General features: G+C 51.9%; 15 protein-coding genes. 3 read left to right on the top strand and 12 right to left on the bottom strand.

The window, feature by feature from the left end; translation table 11 throughout:
• Nucleotides 1–81 precede the first annotated feature (81 nt).
• The 4 genes from DL346_RS02600 to DL346_RS02585 all read right to left on the bottom strand — a co-directional run bounded on the left by DL346_RS02600 (nt 82) and on the right by DL346_RS02585 (nt 9,515).
• Nucleotides 82–6,672: a glycoside hydrolase family 78 protein gene (locus tag DL346_RS02600; protein ID WP_133257472.1), complete on the bottom strand. Its 6,591-nt coding sequence runs from the start codon at nt 6,670–6,672 to the stop codon at nt 82–84.
• 9 nt (nt 6,673–6,681) lie between these two features.
• Complete coding sequence (locus DL346_RS02595; RefSeq protein WP_165822346.1) at nt 6,682–7,623, bottom strand: copper amine oxidase N-terminal domain-containing protein; 942 nt, start codon at nt 7,621–7,623, stop codon at nt 6,682–6,684.
• Between the two features lie 323 nt (nt 7,624–7,946).
• Complete coding sequence (locus tag DL346_RS02590) at nt 7,947–9,107, bottom strand: glycosyltransferase family 4 protein (RefSeq protein ID WP_112880514.1); 1,161 nt, start codon at nt 9,105–9,107, stop codon at nt 7,947–7,949.
• Nucleotides 9,108–9,215: 108 nt separating this feature from the next.
• Nucleotides 9,216–9,515: a transposase gene (locus DL346_RS02585; protein WP_240633004.1), complete on the bottom strand. Its 300-nt coding sequence runs from the start codon at nt 9,513–9,515 to the stop codon at nt 9,216–9,218.
• Nucleotides 9,516–9,676: 161 nt separating this feature from the next.
• Here DL346_RS02585 and asd point away from each other — a divergent pair, with 161 nt between their 5' ends.
• The gene (gene asd, locus DL346_RS02580) at nt 9,677–10,465 is read left to right on the top strand and encodes an archaetidylserine decarboxylase (protein ID WP_112881745.1); all 789 of its coding nucleotides are present in this window, start codon (nt 9,677–9,679) and stop codon (nt 10,463–10,465) included.
• A 52-nt stretch (nt 10,466–10,517) separates the two neighbouring features.
• Here asd and pdxR read toward each other — a convergent pair whose 3' ends face one another.
• Nucleotides 10,518–12,011, bottom strand: coding sequence for a MocR-like pyridoxine biosynthesis transcription factor PdxR (gene pdxR / locus DL346_RS02575; RefSeq protein ID WP_240633003.1), 1,494 nt, complete (start codon nt 12,009–12,011; stop codon nt 10,518–10,520).
• Between the two features lie 127 nt (nt 12,012–12,138).
• On the opposite strand from pdxR, the gene DL346_RS02570 reads away from it, so the two are divergent.
• Complete coding sequence (locus DL346_RS02570; protein ID WP_112880513.1) at nt 12,139–12,777, top strand: pyridoxamine 5'-phosphate oxidase family protein; 639 nt, start codon at nt 12,139–12,141, stop codon at nt 12,775–12,777.
• Between the two features lie 33 nt (nt 12,778–12,810).
• Here the strand turns inward: DL346_RS02570 and DL346_RS02565 are convergent, their stop codons facing one another.
• Complete coding sequence (locus tag DL346_RS02565; RefSeq protein ID WP_112881743.1) at nt 12,811–13,596, bottom strand: helix-turn-helix domain-containing protein; 786 nt, start codon at nt 13,594–13,596, stop codon at nt 12,811–12,813.
• Between the two features lie 223 nt (nt 13,597–13,819).
• Here DL346_RS02565 and DL346_RS02560 point away from each other — a divergent pair, with 223 nt between their 5' ends.
• Nucleotides 13,820–15,124, top strand: a complete 1,305-nt coding sequence (locus DL346_RS02560; RefSeq protein ID WP_112881742.1) for an aminotransferase class I/II-fold pyridoxal phosphate-dependent enzyme — start codon at nt 13,820–13,822, stop codon at nt 15,122–15,124.
• A gap of 107 nt (nt 15,125–15,231) precedes the next feature.
• Here the strand turns inward: DL346_RS02560 and glgD are convergent, their stop codons facing one another.
• From glgD to DL346_RS02525, 6 genes are all read right to left on the bottom strand, one after another.
• On the bottom strand, nt 15,232–16,314 hold the full coding sequence (gene glgD / locus DL346_RS02555; RefSeq protein ID WP_112880512.1) for a glucose-1-phosphate adenylyltransferase subunit GlgD: 1,083 nt from the start codon (nt 16,312–16,314) through the stop codon (nt 15,232–15,234).
• Nucleotides 16,290–17,453: a glucose-1-phosphate adenylyltransferase gene (locus DL346_RS02550; RefSeq protein WP_112880511.1), complete on the bottom strand. Its 1,164-nt coding sequence runs from the start codon at nt 17,451–17,453 to the stop codon at nt 16,290–16,292. Before DL346_RS02550 ends, glgD begins: the two co-directional genes overlap by 25 nt.
• Nucleotides 17,454–18,109: 656 nt before the next feature.
• Complete coding sequence (locus DL346_RS02540; protein WP_165822345.1) at nt 18,110–19,357, bottom strand: ABC transporter permease; 1,248 nt, start codon at nt 19,355–19,357, stop codon at nt 18,110–18,112.
• Nucleotides 19,341–20,111 (bottom strand): ABC transporter ATP-binding protein, encoded by a 771-nt coding sequence (locus DL346_RS02535; RefSeq protein ID WP_112880508.1) that lies wholly within the window; start codon nt 20,109–20,111, stop codon nt 19,341–19,343. The genes DL346_RS02540 and DL346_RS02535 overlap by 17 nt, the downstream gene beginning before the upstream one ends.
• Nucleotides 20,112–20,227: 116 nt before the next feature.
• On the bottom strand, nt 20,228–21,400 hold the full coding sequence (locus DL346_RS02530) for an S-layer homology domain-containing protein (RefSeq protein WP_112880507.1): 1,173 nt from the start codon (nt 21,398–21,400) through the stop codon (nt 20,228–20,230).
• A gap of 161 nt (nt 21,401–21,561) precedes the next feature.
• The gene (locus tag DL346_RS02525; protein WP_112880506.1) at nt 21,562–22,401 is read right to left on the bottom strand and encodes a phytanoyl-CoA dioxygenase family protein; all 840 of its coding nucleotides are present in this window, start codon (nt 22,399–22,401) and stop codon (nt 21,562–21,564) included.
• Nucleotides 22,402–22,510 lie beyond the last annotated feature (109 nt).

Raw genomic sequence — 22,510 nt, 5'->3', positions numbered from 1 at the left:
ATTTATTTGTAAAATGCGATGAGTGCCTGTTTATAAGCCGATTAACGCGCAAAAAAGGAGCAGCCTTTGCGCTGTTACGTTTTATTGCACACGGTGAACGCCTACCGTTTGCTGGATATTGCCTGCGATCGTCACTGTAACCTCAGTAGATTTAACCGTGCCGTTATTGTAAATGGCTGTGAACGTGAAGAGCAGCGGACCTTCCGGCAAATCCTCGAAACTCTCCTCCCACATGTCGCCGCTCCATGCTGTTTTTGCCGCATTCGCGGGTTTTAAGCTGACCGTGAAGCCGTTCATCGTTACCTTCACTTGATCGGCAGCGGCCGCCGTTCCCGTAACCGTCGTCGCCGCCTCCAGCATGAACCGTTCACCCGCCCAAAAGACCGAATAAGAACGCGGGCTGTTCTCGTTTCCGCTGGCAGCCAGATTGCTTTCCTTGCGCCGTTCGTTCCAATGCTCCGTATGCTTCACCTGCCCGCTCACGGTTAGAGGCAGCACCGTAATCGTTTTGCGTACAACGACCGGAGCCGCTTTCCCGTCCGAAACGGTAAGCTGAACCGAATAGCTTCCAGGCAGCGCGCCTTTAAAGCTCGGCCCTGAGGCCGCGTAAGGGAAGCTGTCGGCATAATCGAATGTCTTGCTGCTGCCAACCGGATCCGTGACGGAGTAACGGACACTCAAGCTATCTTGGTCAGGATCGGCGATGGTTTGGGTAAGAACGATCATGTCGCCTTCATAAACCGGCTTGGGCAGCCAATCGAAATCAGCTGCAGGCGGCTGGTTCGTTTCGATATAAAAGAATTTCGGCGCGCTGTAGTCGCTCCAATCATACCCGTCATACACCCGCACAATGACGTACATGTTGACCCTTTCCGGCAAATCGGCGCCCGGCGTCCAAGCTTTGGCGCTCCCTGCTTTGATCCCAGAATCGTGCTGAAGCAAGCCTCCGTATTTGTAGATCTTCACCTGGTAGCGGGTCTGGTCATCGGCATCCGCATCCGAATACGACCAAGTGAAATTGGGCCGCGGTACGGTCAACTTCGTCGGATTGTTCTGAACCGTACTCGATGGCATCGTAATCACGCCGGCCGGCAGCCGATTGACAACGTTGACCTGCAGGCTAAACTGCGCGGTCGCCCCTGCGGAGTCTTCCACGACTTGACGAAGGTCGAACGTTCCCATGCTAGTGAACGTCTTGTTCCAGCTCGTGCGTGAGTCACTTGCCAGCGTCTCGCCGCCCCCAGCCGTCGTATTCTTCAAATAATAATCATGCAAAAGCTTCGTCCGGTCGCCGTCCTCCTTGTCGCTGGCCACCGAATTAAAAGTGACAGGAACACCTCGGTAGGTGTTGATATGACTGCTCGTGAAGCCCGGTACCGGCGGGGTGTTGGGCGGCGCAAGCACCGAGACCGTCAGCCGGACCACATGCCAATCAGACCATGCATCATACTCATCCCGCACTGCCATGCCAACTTCATAGGTGCCTAACTCCTGCGGCGAAACCAGCTTTTCCTCTGCATAATTTCCGCTAGGCGAAATATAGTAAAACCTTTTCTCGATGATGCCCTTAGTCGCCTTGTAATCAATCCCCGTCGCCTCAGTTGAATAGTCCGCGCTGCTATAATAGCGGTCCGGATCATAGCTCTTGTCACTCCAAATCACGCTGCCATTCGCAGCGCTCGAGAGCGTAAAGTTTGCAACCGGACGCCGATGCACGGTAATCCGATTCGAAAATTCGTTCGAGGATTTTCGATACGAGTCAAAGGTTAGATCAGGGTATAGATAGCTCGGGTTCGGATCGTCCTTTGCCTTCAGCTTAACAAGATAATCGCCTACCTTATCGAATGCAAGCTGCGCATCATGGAAGGTTTCGTTATGAAGTGCAGATAAGCCTTGGTTATGGATAAACCGCACCGTATGCTGAACCGTCCAATCGTACAGTCCACCCGCAGACGGATCATTCTCTGGGTCAGTGAACGAAATGTTGTTATATTGAACCTCTGCGTGTGCCGTTCCCGAATCCCAGATGGCATACTGGTCGGACCACACCTCGTTTGTCACGATTAACTTATAGGCCAGCGTTCCGAAAGTCGTAAACGACTTGTTGGCAAAATAACCGTACCTGCCGCTCGTATAGGTATCATCCTCCACTTCAAAAAGTGGCGTATTATCAAGGAAAACCTTAAATTGCGCATCCACCATCTGCAGCTTTACCGCGTAAGACTTCTTGTTGAGCAGCGTATAGTCCTGTGCAGCAAGAACGGTTCGTGCTCCATTTTTATACACGACGAACTCAATCTTTTTCGCATCCGTCTCCAGTGCATAGCCGTTCTTCCGATCCTTCATTCTGAAAGAGAATCCAAGCCATTCATCGTCGTAGTCCACGTCCTCCACCATGAAGTTAAACTTCACTTCAGCATCCGAAAGCGAGGTCGGCGAGTAGAATTGGCCGCTGGTGAACGATTGAACGAATGGCTTACCTGTTGTTGGCGTACCGATCGATACGTTTAAGGCCACACCCTGATTGACGCTGTTTGTGGCCTTATTCAGGGATACGTAAACGCCATCACCGAAATACTCCCCGAAGATCTGTTTGCCTGCGTTACACGGGACCCCCGCTCTTGCTGCAACATTTCCTGTTTTATCATAGACTGCATTTGAACCTTCTCCTTGAGCTCCCGACCCTGAGCAAGTAGCATTAGCCAGAAAAGTCGTTCGATTGCCATCAATCGTTACTGTACTGCTTGGAATGGAAAGTCGCGGGCCACTCCAATTTACGGCGTAGGCTGCATAAGCTTCGAATGGATTATGCCCGTAATGCGTAGGAACAAGGTCATCCCCATTAAAACTGGATTTTCGTGATTTGATTAACCCTGTTGTCAAGTTCAGCGTCAGATTCTCTTCAACCGCATCTGGGACCATGCTTCCTTCCGGATAATGATCATAATACAACTTCGCCACGATCTCGTTGCTTCCAATGTCCATCACCATGTAACCGTATGGATCGGGATTTGAATAGTTGAAATTCAAAAAGGTCGCAGCGTTTGTTGGACCGGCTAAGGTCTCTGGCTTCAAATACTTTCGCCAAGCAAGAGTGAAATCGGGATTATACTTCGTAATGTTTAAATCATATTTACCGCTGCTTCCGCTATTATTCAAAGAGTAGGCTTGATAGGAATAAAGCGCTCCTGAAGCATCGGTCGTAAGGTTAAGATCAAAAGTATAATCCAGATTGCTGCCATTTCCGCTCGTTGCAATTAATTTCGCCGTTAAGGAATCATTGGGATCAGGCTGCGACCATCTTGCTTTATGTACAATCTCCAACGCAGGATCAAGCACGACCCAACTCATGCCATCTTTGAGCTTGCCATTTTCCGCGGATGAATCGGATCGTTTCATCGCCACTTTATCTCCTAGCGAGTGACTAAAAACATAATCCTTGAATCCATAAGTATCATATGAATTCCAATATGCAGCCAGTTCAGGGCTATCGAATGTGGATTTCAACTCCTCGCCGGTTCGCGCATCATATATAGCGATATCATAGAAATATTCTCTACCTCCGCCTGATTTGTACCCCCACCATTCCCTTCGCATATAAAGATATTTTCCGTTAGCTAGTTCGTAGTCGTGAATCGTATAGAAATTCAAGCTTTTCGTTACTGAATTGATCACTACGTTCCGCGAAGGTTCGAGCGTGAAGTCAATGACGAAATCATACGGATCTCCCCCTATGTAGCGATAGCTTGCAAACCAAGCACCAGGTTTAACATACATTTCTAACGGTGATAGCCTTTTCGGATTTAACGCGTACAGTCGATCGGTGTATTTCGGGTTTCCAGAAGTTTCAATAACCCTATTCTGCGTACGGAAGAAGATGTTCTTCTTATTCGATCGAATTTTTAAGATGTTAAGATCATTCATGTAGCTGTCACCGAAGCTGATTACGTTCCCATTAGGATCATAAGTATCGACAAGCGGAACGGAAAGTGTAGACGTCATCGTGCTTGTTGACCGCCATGGTGATAGCCGGTTGCTGCCATATCCGTTATTCACCATCGGGACGGAAAATGGGAATTCAGTCGTCACATTAGATCGAGTTACTCTGTAGTAAGAAAATTTCTGATCCTGCGAGCCAAAGTTTCTCCCTTCCCCACTGACTAGATCCTCGTTATTCGAACGCCACAGGTTATTTACGTTGAACACTTTCGTGTCCGTACCAGGTACATAGACCGGCCAATTCAGCATCGCATTCGGCGTAATTCGGGTGTAAGGATCAAGATCAGGCTGCGGATTCTTCCCTTCCATTTCAAAGGATACCTCTGGCGCGTTATTGACGACATCGAGCGTTAATGTCGCAGGAGGATCGGCTAAGGTATCATCCCATGCGCCGTATTCTTCCGTGACTTTGAGGTAGAACAGGTACTTCCCCACTTTTGTTGGCGCAATCTGCATTTTCGCCATCGTGCCCGTCACCGCAATCCAAGCATCGTCCGTAAAACCATTGTTGTTCGCATCGTACTTGTACTTATACTCGGCCTTTGTAATCCTATCGCCGTCCTGGCTGACGGATTTGTTCACGATGTCGAGCTGCGTACCGCGAATCGATAACGGAGGCACGGTCAGCTTCGCGATAGGAGGCAGATCCGGCTTAACGATGATTGTACACGTTGCCGGAGCAAGAGATTTCAACCCCCCGCTATCATAAACATGCAACGATACCTGAACCGTAAGATCCGAAGTCGTCGCATTCGCAAAGCTAGTCTGTTTATTGGTCCACTCATCTCTCGTATGATCGATCGTGCGTCCACTAATCGGACTGTAGCTGCCATTCCCGTTAATTGCCCCTGCTGGAACTGGATGATTCGCAATAATTGATGGCGGGCAGCTGATCACAGGAACGGGATTCCTCGGTACAACCTCGATATACGTACATTCAGTCGTTGTTGCCCCGCGTGAATCGCTCATTCCAGCACATACATTGTGATGGCCGATCGTATCCATTGTTAGGCCGTGCTGTCCATCCACATACGCCGTACTTTTCGAAGGAATCGACTGGATAAAAGCATTTCCTGCATCAAAGTCAAATCCTTGAAAATTGAGGTTGTCTCCATCGGGATCGTTAGGCGTAGGAACGGAAGGATCGTTGATATAGATTAGATCCAGTGTCGTCCCTTCTACCACCTTGTGCAAGGGTACTTTGTTATTATTTGGATCAACGAAGCCAATTTCAAATGTAGGCGGATGATTCTCATCCGGTGGTTGTATGATCGCTTGCTCGTAGAAGAAAGTCACATACGCTTCCGGCAGCGCTGAGGTCAGACTTACGCTAGCGGTCGATCCTGCCGTAACGGTGTTTGAAAACGCGACATACGATACGTTTTTTCCCTTTACCGTTCCATACGAGCTGTCAGCTGCAAGTGTACGAGAATTAGGCAGGGTAGCTACTGGAATGAGCTCTTCGCCCCCCTGCTGGACGTAAATGCTTGCAGGGTTTGTACGCACCATATGACGGACGTGAACCTTGCCTGCACTTACGACATCATAAACATAGTAAAGATACAGGGTCTTGAAAGATGAACTGTCGTAGGATGGAATGCTGTAATCCCCTGCTGTCGTGCTGCTAAAATCAGTCGGTGGCGTTCCCGTTGTGGTTTTCACATAACCTTGATAGTTATATCCCGCAGCTGAAGGGTGAGTCGGCGAGTAATAACCGCCATTTTTTAAATCATCGGTGTGATCGCCAAATACTGAATCCAAGCTTTGTCCCGTAGTCGTAACATGACGTACATGAGCTTTGCCATCTGATACCGATTCTAGTTCGTAATAAAGATTGAGATAATAGCGGTCGTATTTGCCATCATAAACAAAGGTTGGCGGGGCACCAGTTATGATCGATCCCCCGCTAGGCAGTCCTACTGTGCTTTTCTTGTAACCGACATAGGTATAGCCCTCAGATTTACCAGGCGTGATCGATTGACTTTGGCCTTGAGTCATATTTTTCGTCTGATCTGCAAAGGCCGCATCGATGTTCGCGCCTGATGTGGTTTTGTGGTGGACTTCAAGTACGCCGTCGAGTTGAAACTCGAATAAGATGGGGATGTAATAGCGGTAGATTTTTGTATTTACAGTACATGAAGCACAATAATCTGGATCTTCTTTCATCAAATCATATACCGAAGCAGTCGGATAAGTTAATTGAACTGAAGCTGAAGCGGTAAATGAAATAGCAGATGTACCTATTCCAGATTTTCCGCTAGCGATTGGAGATCCGATACTATTACTTACGAATCCGGAAAATTGGGTATAACTTTCGGAACTTACACGAGATCTTCTAAATAAGTCCATGTGACTTGCTGAATTAAAATTATAAACTTTAATATCTCGAACAGTCCTGCCTGGAAACGAGAATGAATACGGATGAGTCGCTGTTACTGTATTATCTGGAGCGTCCGCGTCACTTTTATCCCAAGTACCATCATTCTTACTCCATGTCTCGTAGTACATGAAAGCTACTGCATAATAGCGCGGCTCTCCAGCTGCATTTGTGTCCAGAATAGGCATGACACTCGTGTTATCGCCAAGCGCAGCTTCAACCTTTGTAGGGAAAAGAATTATAATCATTCCAAAAGTAAGTGATATGAAAAGATTTAAACTTAATATACGCTTCATGGTGTCTCCTTACTGGAAAGGATTATCTACGAGAATCGGTGCTGGATTCATTCCTACTGTATCTTTAATTCCGATATAATTAACATTCTCAATCTTGAAGTTACTGTAATTGGTGTCTCCAATTGAATCCAGATCTGACCCATAAACGATGCTGTAATAATGAATTCTAAATGCATTAATAGATTCACGGTAACGTGACCTTTCGAGCCTATCTCTAAGTTTGTAGCCTTTCGATAGGAACGTTAATCCCGTTCCCATCGCGCCGCCCTGAGTCGTTGTAGATTTAATATATTGATTTCCATCGGCATCTTTCACAAGTTCCCAACGGTAATATATAGATTCGTTTATAATAACCGGGAAATCACTATAATTCAGTACGTAAGCTTTAGTGGCGGGCTTTCCGGTTCTGTAAGGATCAAGAAATGCCTCAAAACCCTTGTAATACGGCAAAAACGGCTTAATATCCACCAACTCCGCCACATCCTCCACCTTCGGCACATCCTCATTCCCCACCCAAACAAACCGTGCTACCTCATCCCACCGGACAGACACGCCAAGTCCCTCACTAATCACCCGAATCGGGACGAGCGTACGCCCATTCTCAACTATGGCCGGCTGTGGCAATGTCACGATCTTCCCGTTGATATCCGCAACCTTCGATCCAATCGTCAGCTCGATCTTTTTATCGCCTATCACAACCAGAATCGTACTGCCCTGTTTCGTGACGGTTGCTTGAAGCTTCTCGGACACATACCGAACAGGTACCAATACGGTGCCGTCCACCATTTTCGGCTTCACGTCAAATACAATCTTCCTCGCATTGTAGAGCACTTCAATAGGCATCTCGGACTTCAGCATCTTCGCTGAGGATTTCGCCGCCCCGACATGCGATGTGCCTGCAGGTAACAACATAGATAGAGTCACGGCTGCGGCAATCACTTTATTCTTCATCTCTTTCATCTCCTCATCACTAAATGGCAAATTAGCTACTAGCCTTAACTAGGCCTATTACGCCTACCGAAATAACCATCAGCATCATTAAAACTACCGTTACATAGAACATTTTCATTCGAATCGCTCCCCAAAGATGTAATTAGCCCATGATGCTTGAGCCGTGAAACCCCATCCTAATTTTCCATTTTCACTTTCCTAGCACAACAAAAAAGCACCCGCTTGCAAGCCAAATGATCAGCTCGCAAGCAGGTGCTTCCTGCTTCTTCATGATTCGATACATCCTATCTTACCTTCGAACCCCACCAAATTCAACCTTTATTTTACAGTTGGATTTCATTCTGAAACAGCTCCATCCATTGATCGGCCGAATGCTGCCACGTAAAATGCTGCTCCACCCGCTCCCGGCTCTTCAGTCCCATCTGCAGTCGAAGCCGCTCATCTCGCAGAAGCTCGAGCAGCCGCTCCCGCATTTCCTGCACTACATGATCAGGGTCGACCAAATATCCGGTCACGCCATCCTCTATGATCTCCTTCATCCCGCCTGCCCGGGTCGCAACGACCGGAAGACCGCTAGACATCGCCTCAACGTTCACCAGCCCGAACGCCTCCCGCTTCCCGGACGGCACCACAGCCACATCCGCACCCAGGAACCAACTCGGCACTTCGGAATATGGTACATAAGGCACGAACTGCACATGCCCCTTAAGTTTACGGCCCATTCTATGCAGCTGGCGCACATAGGCGGTCGTACGCTTGGAGCCATAGAATGCACCGCCTACGATAACCAACAGCGCCGTAGGATGCTCCCGAACCAGCTTCGGCATCAGCTTCAACAGGTGATGCACGCCTTTGATCGCAAGCAGCCTGCCCATGAAAACGATGACGCTCCGGCCGGTCCAGCCCCGTTCTTTGCGCAACCCGGCTCTGAGGGAGGCGCCTGCGAGCGAATGCTGCGATTGAAACCGCTCCGTATCGACGCCTGGATAGACGACATGCAGCTTATCCGCGCACTCCGGCACGCGGGAGGCAACGTCTTCCTTCAAGTACTCGCTATTCACGATGATCCGGTCTGCAGCGCGAAAGCTGCGCACGAGCTGCTCAGGGCTGATCGCACTTTTTCGGATGAAGGTAGAGGAGTGCAGATTCAGCCAAATTTTGCTCTCCGGACGCATTCTTCTCAGCTTTAACGCATAGCGAGGCCTATTCTCGACCTGCAGCAAATCCGGTGGATTCGCTTTAATCGATTGCCCGATTCTCTTCAAATAAAGCCGTTTATTTTGAGCCGGATACCGGAACACGGATACTCCGCCAAGCATCCCCCGTTTCCCGAGCAACCGGCTTGATCTGCCGTAAATCGATGCATCCACGCGTGGAATAAGCAGCGGTACCAGCTTCTCCACTACGCGCTCCACGGAACTGCTTTTTTGAGATGGCAGCGGGAACGTACCCGGCGTCACGAATGCGATTTTGGCTCTTGCCATGAACGAAGCCCGCCTTTCTTTCAACAGCTTGCTTCTTCTATCATACGTAGAAGAGATGCAAGGTGACTCCGGCATAAACCCTATTCCGCTAACACCGCCGCATCCAACTTATTGCAGCCCTCGCTTGCCTAGCAACTGCTGAATGAGCAGACAGAATACATAGGGGCCAAGATAAGCTCCGCTTGCTAGAAAAATCGGGCTTAACAGCACTTCATGCACCTGCGTCATAAATACGGCACCGTCCATTAGCGTACGGGCAACGCTCTTGGCAGCGATCGCAAAGAACCCCAGGTAAGCCAGAACCGCCAAGCCATCGATGCACTTCCTGACGAAACCGGCATTGTGCCGCCGCAGTAAAGCTAAAACCGCTCCCCCTATAATCGTTCCCAAGAGCACGATTCCTGTCATTCGAAGCACCTCATATGTCTGTTTTTGCATAGAAATTAACGCGCTATTCGCACTTCCAAGGTACTCTATTGATAATTAAGTCGCGATATGTCAAACTAGTCGAAGGCCACCCTTACAACCAAGATGAACCTGCTATTTCAGAGAGGACGTGAATGACCGGCATGACCAAATGGCTGCTCCGATCCATGACAGAGCTTAGCTCGCGCAAATGGATTTCGCGAATGACCGGCCGATTTGCCCAGTCGCCCGCTAGCCGACGCTTAATTCCAAGATTCGCCCGCATGTACGGGATCACTATAGAAGAAGCCGAAAAACAACTGCATGACTATAGCACATTGAACGAATTTTTCACGAGGCGGTTGAAGCCCGGCGCGCGTACGATCGACACGGCCCCTACCGCGCTTGTCAGTCCGGTCGATGCATTAATTACGGGCTGCGGTCCTATCGAGCAAGGCACGATTCTGAACGTCAAAGGGCAGGACTACACCATTGAAGAACTGCTCAACCGTTCTCCCCGCATGGAAAATTACAAGAACGGCTACTACATGGTGCTCTATCTCAGCCCGACCGATTACCACCGCATACATACGCCTGTCGCAGGCACGATCGTGGAACGCGAGCATGTACCGGGTAAAGTGTACCCCGTCAATGAGTTTGGTCTTCGACACATGCGCCGCGTGCTGAGCCGCAATGAAAGGCTTATCACCTACATGCGACATGCCGGCGCGGAGACGGCCATCGTCAAGGTCGGCGCCATGAACGTCAGCAGCATCAAGTATGTTTTGCCGTTAAAGGAACGGATGGAGAAAGGCGAAGACCTCGCTTACTTCGAATTCGGTTCCACCGTCGTGCTTTTAACCGAGGACAACAGCTTCTTCCCACGCCCGGATATGAAAACAGGGCTGAAAGTCCGCATGGGCGAGAAGCTCGGTACGCTAGCGACACCATAAAATCGCAATAACGGGAAAGCGACAGGATCCGGAGAGATCCCGTCGCTTTTTTTTATCCACCGCCGCCGAACAGCGACTCGGCAACGGCTTCAATCCGCCGAGCTCCCGCAGCAATCTGCTCTTCTGACAAATGCGCAAAGCCGAAAAGCGCCGTATTTCGGAGCACTTGGCCCTCCCATAGCCCGTCGCCGATTGACCAGCGCACGCCGGCCGCTTCACATGCATCCCTGAACAACGCATAGCTGCGCGAATCCCCCCTCCACTCCGCATACAGATGAAGCCCCGCATCCGAAGGGACAAAACGGAACCACCGCGCCAATCGACGTTCAACCTCCTCACGGAAGGCGAGCAGCCGGCGTCCGATGACCCGCTTGAGCCTCCGCAAATGCCGGGAATAGCTGCCGCTTGCTATAAAATGGGCAAGCGCGCGCTGCTCCACTAGAGCGGAAGGATACGGCTCCATCAGCGCCTTAGCCAAGCGGAACGGCTCCAAGAGCGAATCCGGCAGCACCACGTACCCAAGCCGCAAATCGACGAACATCGTTTTCGAGAAGGTTCCCATATAAACGACTCGTCCGTCCCGATCCAGCGCCTTCAGCGGCTCGACCGGCCTGCCGCCCCAGCGCAGCTCGCTGTCGTAATCATCCTCGAGAATGACGGCACCTTGGCGTGCCGCCCATCTCAGCAGCTCCGACCTGCGTTTTGCCGATAGCACGGCACCCGTAGGAAACTGCCTCGTGGGCGTCACGATAAGAAGCTTAGCCGGCCAATCCTGCGGCACGATCCCGTCGTCATCGACGTCTGCTGCGATAATCGAACCGCCAGCGGCAGCAACGGCCCGGCGAATGCCGCTGTAGCTCGGATTTTCCACCACGACCGGGAACTCGGGCCGAACAAGCAGCATGGTCAAGAGAGCGATGCCGTGCATGGATCCGTTCGTAATGCAGATATTCGAAGCATCCGCTCTTATTCCCCGCTCGCGGCGCAGATCTTGCGCAATCGTCTCCCGCAGCGGCAAATAGCCTTCAACCTCGCTGCTAATTTCCGGGTAGCAGGCCATCATCTCGCGCACCTCGGCGTGAAGGGCCGCTTTCCATTCCTCTACCGGAAAATAAGACGAATCCACCTGTTTAACCCGGAAGCTAATCTCATCCTTACCGCCATGCTCAATGAACGGATGATTCTCGATCGAAGTGAACTTATCCTTGGAGACCAGCAGCCGTTCCGCCCAAGCCGATAACAGAAGATGAGCCCCCTCATTCCTCTGATTATCCGGCGCCATGGCCTCGAGCGAGTCCGCAACGAACGTGCCGCTGCCGCCTTCCGCCCGCACATACCCTTCCGCAATCAGCATCTCATACGCTTGGTTCACCGATCCTCGCGAGACACCATAGAGCTCTGCAAGCTTACGGCTGGACGGCAGCCGGGTTCCGCCAGCAAGCGTGTCGTTTACGATCGCCTCGCGGAGAGAATGGAACAGCGCATCCGTCTTTCGCCCAAGCTCCTCGAAATACCGCTCATAGGGGATGCGGAAATCCATATCCATAGCGTGCACAATCCTTCCATTTTCTACTACGTGTCGTAATGCGGTCCAATAAAACTAACCTAAATTGGATCTTTTGAAATGTCAATATTCGCGGTATGCTCTTAACCAATTAGGGAGGCTGATTGACATGCGCAGAAAAGAATTTGAGATGAACGAAGTAGAAAATCTCGAGGAAATCGAAAGCTTTTTGCAGGAGATGAGCTTCGGGTTTCTAGGGACGGTTACGGCGGACGGAGAACCCGGCATGACGCCGCTGAATTTCGTCTACACAAACGGGAGCGTCTATTTCCACGGCAGCCGCATCGGGGAGAAAATGACCCAGCTAAAAGCAAACGAACGAGTAACCTTCATGGCGGCCAAGGAATATGCCATCATTCCATCTTATTTCACCGATCCGCTCATGGCATGTCCGGCGACGGCCTTTTTCAAATCCGTACGGCTGGACGGCCGCGCCGCCATCGTTGTCGATCCGCACGAGAAAGCGGCTGCGCTTGAGGCGCTGATGCGTAAGTTACAGCCCGAAGGCGGCTACAAAACGATCGATGCCGACGATCCGGACTATTTCCCGCGGCTGAAGGGCGTCGCCGTCGTTCGGATCGACGCGGACCGGATTACCGGCAAGTTCAAATTCGGCCAAAATATGAAAGCGAGCGCTAAAGCGTCCATAACAGACAGTCTGGCGAAACGCGATCTGCCCCTAGACGCGGAGACGATCGACCTGATGAATCGCTACTGCCCGCATCATAACCGAGCAATCGGCGACTAGCCGCGCCGCACGAACAGAACAAGAAAAAAGAGCCTACCGGATCTCCGATGGGCTCTTCCCCGTGTATTGCTTAAACTGCCGGCTAAAGAAGAAAATATCGCGGTAGCCAAGCGCATCGGCAACCTCCGTCACGTTCATCCCCGCATGCATCAGCAGATGCTGCGCACGTTCGATGCGGGTGCGGATCATATACGACTGCACCGACGCGCCGATCAGTTCCTTAAACTTGATCGAGAAATATCTCGGCGACAGCTGCGCCCGCTGCGCCAAATCTTCCACGCGGTGCGCGATCCCGGGATTTTGCCGGATAAAGTTGGCTACCTCGTGAATGGCCTCGGTCAGCTGATTGCTGGCCTTCCGTTCTACCGGCCCTTCCAGATCCTCGCGCAGCAGATAAATCATCAGCTGCTTTAAAATAAGCTGGGCTTCTTCCTCCGCGGCATAGGTCTTCACGAGAAACAGCCTTACGTACCGCGACAGCAGATGCTCGAAATCCACCGTTTCCTTCAGAATCCGGTAGGATTGCGGTACGAGATCGACCCGTTCCGAGACGTCGAAATGAATATAGGTCAGCACGAGCGGCTTTTGCGGATTATGGGTCGCGCTCGTAAAGTCGCCCGGCTTAAACAGAAAGCAGCTGCCCTTGCTGACGGGATATGGCACGCCGTTTAATATGACTTCGCCGCTGCCGCTCCAGACGTAGAACAAATCGTAATTCGCAAGCGGTTTTTCGCGCTTCTGCCACTTCCAGCCCGGCTCGCATACGATCTTGGCAAAGGCGGGTTTTAATTGAAAAGATGTCGGCGCACAGTGCAGCATCTTCATCTTCCTTTCATTTGCATAAACAATGTCGATGTCATCATACAATACTGCGAATCCTTTGCCAATACGAGTTGTCCCCGGCGGGAGGCCACCCGGAAATATTTGTTGCCTAAATGGCGTTCTAACATGGCCTTCCGCTCCCAAACAGTGCTATAATATTTCCTAAATGGTTTCCGAGCGGAAACCAAACGATGAAACGCCGGAAGGATGAATGAAGTCGATGAACTCACTTGCGCAAGCATTGAACGCGACGATTGAGCGGGAGAACGGTCACGTGTTCGCCATGTTGTCAACACTCGGTAAAGCCATTTATTTCCCGAAGGAAGGCATTTTGAGTCAATCTGCCGAAGCGAAAGCGAAGGCCAAGAAATACAATGCCACGATCGGCATTGCCATTGAGAAAGGCCAACCGATGCATTTGAAGGTTATTCAGGATACGCTCTCCGCTTACAATCCGAAGGATCTCTACGAATATGCGCCGCCGGCAGGCAAGCCGGAGCTTCGTGCCGCATGGCGAAGCAAGATGCTGAAGGAGAATCCTTCGCTTGCCAATAAAGCGTACGGCAATCCGGTCGTTACCAATGCGCTGACGCACGGCCTGAGCATTGTAGCCGATCTATTCGCCGATGCGGGCGATGCCGTCATCATTCCGAACAAGAACTGGGAAAACTACGAACTGACCTTCGGCGTACGCCGCGGCGCCGAGATCGTAGAATACCCGCTATATAATAGCGAAGACCGCTTTAATAGCGCAGGCCTTCGCGAGGCGCTGCTAGCTCAGAAGAGCAAAGGCAAAGCGATTGTCGTCCTGAATTTCCCTAACAATCCGACAGGGTATACGCCTGGCGCTGAAGAAGGCGCAGAAATCGTGGCAGCGATCCGCGATGCGGCGGAGGCCGGCATTAACGTCGTAGCCGTTACCGACGATGCGTACTTCGGCCTCTTCTTCGAAGGCTCCATGCACGAGTCCCTGTTCGGCCAACTGGCCGATCTGCACCCTCGCGTGCTGCCGATCAAGGTCGACGGCGCAACGAAAGAGGAATACGTATGGGGCTTCCGCGTCGGCTTCATCACCTACGCAGGCTCGTCTGACTCCTTGCTGTCCGCACTGGAACAGAAGACGCTCGGCATTATCCGCGCGACGATCTCAAGCGGGCCGCATCCGTCCCAAACTTTCGTGCTGAAGGCGCTGCAGTCGCCGGACTTCGATGCGCAGAAGGAAGAGAAATTCGCGATTATGAAGGGCCGCGCGAATCGCGTCAAGTCCCTGCTGGACAGCGGCCGCTACGGGGATGTCTGGTCGTATTATCCGTTCAACTCCGGCTACTTTATGTGCCTCAAGCTGAACGGCGTCGATGCGGAATCCGTCCGTACCCGCCTGCTGGACGCGTATGAAATCGGTACGATCGCGCTGGGCGAAACCGATCTTCGAGTCGCGTTCTCCTGCATCGAGGAGGAGAATCTCGAGGAGCTGTTCGATACGATTTACAAAGCGGTTCAAGACGTGGCCGTCGCAAGCAAATAATGCAAAATAAGCGGGGCAGCGAGCAGAGGTCAACCTAACGACCTCTCCTCACTGCCCCGCTTTTTGCCCCCAATATTCTATGCAACGGAAAGAACGGCAGCTTTTCGTTACTCGGCTTTGCGCAGCTCGCGGCCGCAGCCGATCGTAGCGCCGGAATCGTAAATCACATGATCGACAACGCCATGCATGTCGATAACGGCATTTTGCATGACGATGCTGTTGCGCACCAATGCGCCCTTCCGAACATGGACCCCTTCGAACAAAATGCTGTTCATGACCGTTCCTTCGATGATGCAGCCATTGGCGATCATGGAATTGCTCGTCGTGGCATCTTCCGTGTACCGCGCCGGCGGCTCGTCGTTCAGCTTGGTCGCGATCGTGCCATGGCGGGCGAATAGGCTTCTCCATGACGCCGGACGAAGCAGCTCCATACTGTTCTCATAATAGCTTGGCAGCGTATTGATAACGCCCACATAACCATCAAACAGGTAGCTTTGCATATGAAGCTCTTCAATCCGCGATAGAATCGCATGCTCCACGAGATAGTCCTGCCCCTGCGCCAGCGAAGTGATCACCAGATCCAGCAGCAGCTCCTTGCGCATGATATACATTTCCATGGAGATCAAGCCGCTTTCCGCCTGTCCGTTCTCTCTCTGCATCGCGGTAATGCGCCCATCTCCGTCGGCCTCAACCAGTCTTGCCTTGCCGCCGAGCAGGTCCTTGGACTGCTTGCAAATGACCGTTACATCAGCCCCGCTTGCCAGATGCGCGGCCAATGCCGGCTTGAAGTCCACGCTGCAGAGCATATGGCTGCGCGCAAGAACGACATACTCGCACGAGTTGCGCGTAAAGTAATCCCGATTTTGAAAAAAGTGCACCAGATCGCCGCCCGGAACCTCATTGCAGTCATCCCGAATCGTTGGCGGAATAATGGAAAGTCCGCCCTTACGCTGGTGATGAAGGTCCCACTGCTGGCCGGAGCCCAAATGGTCGATAAGCGGCCGGTATTTCGTATGGGCGAAAATGCCGACGCGCGAAATACCCGAGTTCGCCATGCTCGATAACGTAAAATCAATCATCCGATACTGCCCGCCGAAAGGAACTGCCGCCAAGCAGCGACCAGCGGTAAGCGCCCCAAGCTCATCCGGCTCTTGGATAAGATTGATTACGCCGAGTAAATTTGCACGCATGGCTGTTCTCCCTCCTGTACCGATTCATGAATAACGGTAACCTCGCTGCTGCCAGGACTGCCGATCGTAACGCCATCGGCGATAACGGCACCTTCGCAAATGATGGCTTTGTAGATGCGTACCCCTTTGCCGATCTTCACGTTCGGCATAAGGACGGAATCTTGAATCCGGCTGTCCGGACCTACTTGCACATCGCAGAAGAGCACGGAGTGCCGTACATCCCCTTCAATCAAACAGCCTTCCGAAACGAGCGAGTTCGTAATGGTTGCACCAGCTGCCGCATAGTGCGCCGGCCGATTCGGACTCACCGAGTAGACGGGCCTGCAAGGGTCATTCAAATCGAGCGACGGCTTCTTGGCGAGCAGATCCATGTTCGCTTCCCATAAGCTGTCAAGCGTACCGACATCTTTCCAATAGCAGTTGAACGTATAGGAGTACAGCCGGACGCGGTCGTTCAGCATGGCCGGGATGACGTCTTTGCCGAAGTCGTTACCGGATAAATCGTTCGCTTCATCGCGGATTAAATATTTTTTGAGGACAGCCCACGAGAAAATATAAACGCCCATCGAGGCGAGATTGCTGACCGGCACCTTCGGCTTCTCCACGAAGGAGGTGATCGCGCCGGTATCGTCCACATTCATAATGCCGAAACGGCTTGCCTCTTTCCAATCAACTTGGAGACATGCTATGGTCACGTCCGCCCCGCGCTTCTCATGCTGCTCCAGCATCAGCTCGTAGTCCATTTTGTAAATGTGGTCGCCGGAGATAACGAGCACATATTCGGGGTCGTACTGATCGATAAACCCGATATTCTGGTAAATGGCATTCGCTGTTCCTTTATACCATTTGCCGCCCTTCTGCTTAACGTAAGGAGGCAGGATGGTCATGCCGCCATCGCGGCGATCAAGCCCCCATGGGCTGCCATTGCCCAGGTAGCTGTTAAGCACCAGAGGTTGGTACTGCGTCAACACGCCGACGGTATCGATACCGGAATGCGCACAATTGCTTAAGGTGAAATCAATGATTCTGTACTTCCCGCCAAAATGCACAGCCGGCTTCGCGAGCTCCTGCGTCAAAACGCCAAGCCGCTTGCCTTCTCCTCCTGCTAAAAGCATCGCTACCATTTTCTTCTTACTCATCGATATCGTCTCCTTCTCTGCATCTAGCTGAAGCATAGATTATGAACATTCAACCTTCGACGAAGTACCAGCATGAGTAATTTTTTACATATTACTTTTTCCCATGTTTTGTAAACCAATTCCCTTCTCTGAATACTTAATTTACCAAAATTATGCAATTTCCATAGATGCGTATCGAATGTGAGATTTGCTCTTAATCCTTATCCAGTATACCTTCGTGGATATAAAATGGTATCCTACTTCCTATGCATTCGCCCCCTAGTTTTCGACAAAGGACTGTTTGCAGCTTGTCGAAGAAGTAACTTCATTTTCCAAAGAAATTTCACAAAAAAATAATAAATTCCACATTACTTTTCGTTTTGTTTACGTGATGGATATGATTTATTTAAAAATTTATATGAATTTATCTTCCAACTTCGGCAGCTTTACCATTCCTTTTCCATACGCCAAGCGCTTTCACTGTCGAAAAGAATTCGCCGCCTTCTTCTAGCCTAACTTTGAAAAACAAAGTGAAACGTTTGCATCGGCAAATCGGCGCCTTCTGCAAGCCTTACAAAAGATGTTACATACATCGGAGTCGAAAAAAAGAAACAACTTTAGTCCTATTGACGCATGGACTAAGGTTGTTTCATGGTTTCAAGCTATGGTGCTGCCAATTAATCCTCATCCGGATCGACCGCCAGCTTGCGTCTCACTCTCCCGGGCCGCACGATCAGCACGTAGAGAAGCGATAAGCCTAACGAAGCTGCTGCCTGCACCATATAGCCTTGCGGCGGAAGCAGCAAACCTTGCGGGAGCCAGATGATGACAGCGCAAGCGAGCGCCGCCGCCCGGTCGACGCGCAGAACGGCATCGTGGCGAATTTGCTCCGGCAGCGGGTACACATGCCGCCAGACCGAGTGCCGGTGCGCCTGCGCGAGCGCGCTCAGCTGGATGCCGCTGAGCCAAACGAACAGCAGGCAGACGCCTGCGGCTCCCCATCCGGACCATAAGCCGGAATGGGCCGATAAGAAGCCGGTAAAGACGCCCAGACCGGTCAGCCGGATTAATATGCCGCCAAGCTCGGTCCGAATGAGCGTAAACGCATACAGATAAATAAATGCGTGCTCCTTCCGATACCGGATCCGGCTGGCCATCCACGACAGGTAGCGGCGAGGCTTCACCGGAGCCGCTTCCGTCGGCACATCCGTAAAGGCCCCGAAGAACACCGTATACCGGCGCCTGGTCCGTCTCTCTTCTTCGATCAGCTGCAGCCAAGGAATCGGATAGCGCGGCAGCCTTTTATATAGAAGCGCGAAGAGTCCAATGACTACGGCGAGATAGATCGCCGTCTTCCAGAGCTCCGTATGCAGCAGCGACGCGACGCCTACCGCCGTTGCGGCCCACCTGAGCAGGCGCATACTTCGCCTGGTGCCGGCATGGACAAGCTGGCGCTCCCGCCAGGCTGAGCCGAGCTGCAGCGCCTTAAGCAGAAGCGCCGCGCAGACGATCAGCACCGCGCTAGTCCGTCCATTCGCCGCCAGATAAAGCGGGATATAGATGCCGCACAGCAGCAGAACCGCCGCCGCGCAGGCCATGCCGTTATAGCGGAATGACCGCCGCAGATAAGCCGGCATCTCCGCTTCCCGCGGCACAAGAAAGACGATATCCGCCTCGCGCAGCCACGTTCTCAGCGGACTCCAGCAGATGATTGGCGTTAGAACCGCGACGCCGACCAACGTAATCGGGAAATGCTCCGGCATGTTCCGCAGCAGCATCCCATATCCAGCCATACCGGCGAGCAGCAGCATGACGATTACGCCCGGCAGTCCGCTCTGCGCGATATAACGAAAATACGGCACGGCCGACCGCCGCCAAAAATCGCTCGAACGCGCTTGCCATAAAGAATCAACCGATCGGTCCATGCGCGCCTCCACCTGCCACGAGCCGGTAAAACGCTTCTTCCAGCGAGCCCGCTCTGCTGCCCTGCGGCAGACCGGCAGCCTCGCACACATCTTGAAGCGAACCTTGCGCAACGATGGCGCCTTGATGGAGCACGATGAACCGGCTGCAATACGATTCCACCGTCGATAAAATATGGGAGCTCATAAATACCGAGGAGCCTTCCTTCGTCACCTCGACCAATTTATCGAGCAGCGACCGGATACCAAGAGGATCGAGGCCAAGAAACGGTTCATCGATCACATAGAGCGCAGGCTTGGCTAGCAGCGCGTTCATGATCATGACCTTTTGCCGCATCCCTTTCGACAGATGGGCGGCGAAGGCCCCTCTCTTCGGCGTCATATAGAACTCGTCCAGCAAGCTCTCACGCCGCCGCTCATACGCCTCTTCTTCGATCTGGTACGCCATGCCCGTCAGCGCCAAGTGCTCCTCCACGGTCAGCTCGTCGAACAGCAGCGGCGACTCCGGCACATAGGCCAGCGAGCTGCGGTATTGCTGCGGATTGTCCGCAAGCGTATGGCCGCCGATGCGAATTTCGCCGGCATGCGGCTGCATCAGCCCGAGGATATGCTTGATCGCCGTGCTTTTGCCTGCACCGTTCAATCCGATCAGCCCGATCATTTCGCCCGCGCCGACTTCGAAGGTCAAGCCGTGCAGTACCGGTCTGCGGGGGCTGTAACCGCCGGTCAGCCCTTTCACTTCCAAAACTGGCTTCATCACACTCACCTCAACATTCTCACCCTGATACTACCAAATTTCCGGCTAAATGAAAAATAAGCAAAAAGGCCCCGTGCCTGCAGGATGCAGAACACGGGACCTCCGTAAGTTATCGATTAGGCAACGATTTTGATGGTAACAACAACGTTATTCACAATAATAAGCTCGATATTTTGGCCAGCGATGAGCTGAGCTGCGGTGCCGCCTACGATCCCTGCGTCAGGAGAAACGTTAAGCACGTAAGCTTGAGTCGAGCCGTTTACGTCCTTCGTGAAGGAGATCGTTGCGATTTTGCCTTCAGCGTTCAAGGAAAGGGAGCTGAATTTGCCCGCTTCCGTAATAACCGCAGGCGCATTCTTCGTTACTTCGATGAACACGACTTTGTTTTGGAACGTGCGCACGAGAACTTCGTCTCCCGCTTGCAGTGCTGTTACAGGCGCTTTAACATTGTCGCGGAAAATGAATACGCCTGGGTCAAGCGCAAGCGCCACTTCGGAGTTGTCCGGTTTCACGACAACGATTGCGCCGCCGCTCGGAGCTGCTTTCAGCTTGCCTGTGATCGCTGTTGCATCTTGATCCGGAAGCTGCTCGTCCGTACGATCCAGAAGCGCAGCAAGCTCGGCGCGCGTTACCGGTTGGTTCGGACGGAACGTTCTGTCCTCGTAGCCTTTGATCAGACCTTTTTCAAGCGCCACTTTAACGTAGCCAACCGAACCTGCAGGAATCTTGCCCGCGTCGCGGAAGCTCAGCTCCGCGTTCGCAGCCGCTTTTGCTTCTTCTTCAAGTCCAAGCGCTTTTACAAGCAGCGTTGCCGCAAACAGGCGAGTAGCAGGCTTGTCCGGTTGAATCAGGCTTTCCGTTTCGCTGAACAGGTCATTCTCAAGCGCAACGGCTACATAGCCGACTGCCCATGGATATTTCTTCTTGAGCAGATCCGCGTCTTTGAAGTTCAGCTTCGTGCTCATTTCCGCTTGCGATTCCGCTTGCTCTTTCAGACCCTTCAAGCGAACTGCAGCTACGATAGACTCGATGCGCGAAATTTTTTGCGCCGGCTTGAACGTACCGTCTTCATAACCGTTGAATACGCCTTTGGAAGCCAGACGGATGATGTATTCGAGCGCCCATTTCAGTTCTTTCTCATCTTTGAAGTGCAGGTTGATGCTGTGCTTATCATTATCTCTCTTGTTGTCCTCTTGACCTCTATCTGCGAATGCGCTGCTTGCGCCGCCTGCCAGGGTCAGTAACGCCATCGATGTAATTGCCGCCTTTTTCAAAATGGCTTTCTTCATGTTGCTGCCACTCTCCTCGCGATTTTGCGGTCCGTGCCGCTTTTTTGACTTTCGCTCATATCGTTCGGGGAGTGGCAGGGCGTTTCAGGGGGTCATGGTGAAAATTAATTCTCCCGATTCGTCAAAAATCGAGATCTCACGCGAAAAAACGCGCTGCTAAATTATTCCTCCGACGCCGAGTACGCAAGCGGGAAGTATTGATTGTCGAACAGGTCGCCTTCCTTCGGACGGGGTCCCAGCAAGCGGATGTTATCGACGTTTTGGACACGCTTATAAGCCGTTCCATGCGGGATGTAATGCGCGACGATGCTAAGCCGCGGATCGTTGGAAAAGTTTTGGCGCGATCCGTGGATCGTTAACGCGTGGTGGAAGCTCACTTGGCCTGCCTTAAGGATGAGCGGCTCTTCACGCCAAGGCTTCTCTTCTACTTCCATCTGTTTCCTCACCGCTTCAAGCTCCGTGTTGAAGAAGCCGTCGGAATTCAGAAGTCCCCATTTGTGCGAACCTGGGATGACTTGCATGCAGCCGTTGCTGAGATCCGTATCTTGGAGCGCGACCCAAGCCGTGACCAAGTTGCTTGTGTTGGTGCATTGCCAGTACACCCAATCCTGGTGCCAGCCTACGTTGCCTACGGACGTTTCGCCTTTGCCGGTGCCCGGTTTGTAGATGGCTTGGTCGTACCAAAGGCGAACTTCGCTCGTATTCATCAAATTCGCCGCTAATTTGCCGAGTTTGCGGCTTGTAACCGCATTGTACATCTCGTCGTTAATCCACCAGCCGTTATCGATTTTGCGCAAACGGTCCGGCTTGTTCGGATCCGGGAACCACTCCGTCAGCGGGTAAGCGTCACCGTCGAAATCGTGATTCCATATGCGGTCATGCGCTTTGCGAAGCGCCTCTACTTCTTCGGCATTAAACACGACAGGGCTAATCCAATAGCCGTTCTCTTCGTAAAAAAGACGGGCTTGCTTTTCTTCTTCCGTTGTTTGCGTATAACTCATTGCTTTCGCATTCCCCTTTGCCAGCTAATTTGTAAATCCATACATAGAATATACAACTGAAAGCGCATTATGTATTGTACGACGACATCGCCATTTGTATAATTGTAAA

The organism is Paenibacillus montanisoli, assembly GCF_003268025.1.
Taxonomy (GTDB): domain Bacteria; phylum Bacillota; class Bacilli; order Paenibacillales; family Paenibacillaceae; genus Paenibacillus_Z; species Paenibacillus_Z montanisoli.
The sequence above is the reverse complement of the archived record's forward strand: the minus strand, read 5'-3'. Positions and strand labels throughout refer to the sequence as shown.

Bases quoted from the DNA above. Each gene is read 5' to 3' on its own strand.
- DL346_RS02550 (WP_112880511.1), bottom strand. From the start codon at position 17,453: ATGAGTAAGAAGAAAATGGTAGCGATGCTTTTAGCAGGAGGAGAAGGC.
- DL346_RS02590 (WP_112880514.1), bottom strand. From the start codon at position 9,107: ATGGCAAGAGCCAAAATCGCATTCGTGACGCCGGGTACGTTCCCGCTG.
- DL346_RS02565 (WP_112881743.1), bottom strand. From the start codon at position 13,596: ATGCTGCACTGTGCGCCGACATCTTTTCAATTAAAACCCGCCTTTGCC.
- DL346_RS02560 (WP_112881742.1), top strand. From the start codon at position 13,820: ATGAACTCACTTGCGCAAGCATTGAACGCGACGATTGAGCGGGAGAAC.
- DL346_RS02540 (WP_165822345.1), bottom strand. From the start codon at position 19,357: ATGGACCGATCGGTTGATTCTTTATGGCAAGCGCGTTCGAGCGATTTT.
- DL346_RS02570 (WP_112880513.1), top strand. From the start codon at position 12,139: ATGCGCAGAAAAGAATTTGAGATGAACGAAGTAGAAAATCTCGAGGAA.
- DL346_RS02525 (WP_112880506.1), bottom strand. From the start codon at position 22,401: ATGAGTTATACGCAAACAACGGAAGAAGAAAAGCAAGCCCGTCTTTTT.
- DL346_RS02595 (WP_165822346.1), bottom strand. From the start codon at position 7,623: ATGAAGAATAAAGTGATTGCCGCAGCCGTGACTCTATCTATGTTGTTA.
- DL346_RS02585 (WP_240633004.1), bottom strand. From the start codon at position 9,515: ATGACAGGAATCGTGCTCTTGGGAACGATTATAGGGGGAGCGGTTTTA.
- DL346_RS02600 (WP_133257472.1), bottom strand. From the start codon at position 6,672: ATGAAGCGTATATTAAGTTTAAATCTTTTCATATCACTTACTTTTGGA.
- asd (WP_112881745.1), top strand. From the start codon at position 9,677: ATGACCAAATGGCTGCTCCGATCCATGACAGAGCTTAGCTCGCGCAAA.
- pdxR (WP_240633003.1), bottom strand. From the start codon at position 12,011: ATGGATATGGATTTCCGCATCCCCTATGAGCGGTATTTCGAGGAGCTT.
- glgD (WP_112880512.1), bottom strand. From the start codon at position 16,314: ATGCGTGCAAATTTACTCGGCGTAATCAATCTTATCCAAGAGCCGGAT.
- DL346_RS02530 (WP_112880507.1), bottom strand. From the start codon at position 21,400: ATGAAGAAAGCCATTTTGAAAAAGGCGGCAATTACATCGATGGCGTTA.
- DL346_RS02535 (WP_112880508.1), bottom strand. From the start codon at position 20,111: ATGAAGCCAGTTTTGGAAGTGAAAGGGCTGACCGGCGGTTACAGCCCC.